At 57.9% G+C, this 299-nt stretch carries 1 protein-coding gene; it reads right to left on the bottom strand.

The window, feature by feature from the left end; all coding sequences use genetic code 11:
- A partial coding sequence (locus HFD99_RS25130; protein WP_167441089.1) for an AMP-binding protein occupies positions 1-299 on the bottom strand: 299 nt, incomplete at both ends.

Below are 299 nucleotides of genomic sequence, written 5' to 3'. Positions count from 1 at the left end.
GCAGACGCAGCCCTGTTGCTGGCTCGGATGCTGCTTCGCGGTCAGGTGGCGAATCTGATTTCAAGCTTACGCCTTCACTCAGGTGGTCTCTTTCCATCAATTCAGCACCAGCCGCTGTTTCCAACTCACCCTCGGTCTTTCCTTCGCCCAGAGCCTCTTGGCTTTCATTCAGCCATGCTTGCGTGCGCTCCTGCAAACTGGTTTGGGTCAGCAGTACCGTCACACCGCTGTCCTCCAGCATGAAACGAATGCGCTCGGACGGATAGTCTGCATCCAGCGGCACATAGGCGCCTCCAGCC

The organism is Paenibacillus sp. EKM301P, from assembly GCF_011800295.1.
Taxonomy (GTDB): domain Bacteria; phylum Bacillota; class Bacilli; order Paenibacillales; family Paenibacillaceae; genus Paenibacillus; species Paenibacillus polymyxa.
Note: the sequence above shows the minus strand (reverse complement) of the source record. Positions and strands in the feature narration are given on the sequence as shown.